General features: G+C 53.3%; 1 protein-coding gene. It reads left to right on the top strand.

The window, feature by feature from the left end; genetic code table 11:
* The coding region (locus AC1DRQ_RS31860) for a condensation domain-containing protein (RefSeq protein ID WP_477430210.1) at positions 1-958 on the top strand (958 nt) is incomplete at its 5' end.
* Positions 959-961 lie beyond the last annotated feature (3 nt).

Genomic DNA, 961 nt, shown 5'->3' with positions numbered 1-961 from the left:
AGAATCGGTACAATCCTACCTGCGTTCACAGTTACCGGAGTATATGGTACCGGGGATACTGATAGAGCTGGAGCAGGTTCCGCTGACGGCGAACGGGAAAGTAGACCGTAAATCGCTTCCGGAGGTTGACGTACAGGGTTCATCTTCGGGGTATGAAGGCGGTCGTAATGCGCTGGAGCTGACGCTGATCGGGATCTGGGAGGAGCTGCTGGGTGTAACGGGGGTAGGTATCCATGATAACTTTTTTGAGCTTGGGGGCGATTCGATCATCACGATCCAGGCGGTAAGCCGGATGAAGCGAGCGGGTTATGAGCTTCATCCGCGGGATATCTTCCAGCATCAGACGATCTCGAAGCTGTCGGTGGCGTTGCAGGGACGGACAAGCCGTTCGGGTATTTTGTCAGAGCAGGGAATACTGGCTGGAGAGGCGGGACTGCTTCCGATCCAGTTAAGCTTCCTGAGCCATTCGGGGAGTGGGGAGTCTCATTATAATCAGAGTATATTATTAAAGGTAGATAAAGGCGTCAGTGCGGAAGAAATGAACCGATGCTGGAGGGTATTGCAGGAGCATCATGACAGCTTGCGTTTTTCGTACAGCGAACAGGAAGGCCACTGGAGCCAGCGATACGAAACAGTTTGCAGGGAGTTGGAGATAGTTGATCTGCGATCAGAGGCGGGCGGTGCTTTTGCGGCAGCTGTACAAAAGACAGGGGATGATTATCAGCGGAGCCTGGATATCCGGGCCGGGGTATTAACGCGGGCGGTGCTGATGCTGAGCCCTGATGAAGAGGGGTATAACCGTTTGCTGGTGATCGTGCATCACCTGGCTATAGACGGGGTATCGTGGCGTATCCTGGTGGGTGACCTGGAGCAGTTGCTGGAGCAATTGAAGGGAGGTCAGGAGCTGAGCCTTGGTGAAAAGGGAAGTTCTTATAGGAAAAAAGGGAAGTTCTTATAGGAA

Source organism: Mucilaginibacter sp. P4_E8 (assembly GCF_056401495.1).
This window is presented reverse-complemented; position numbering and strand designations above follow the sequence as displayed.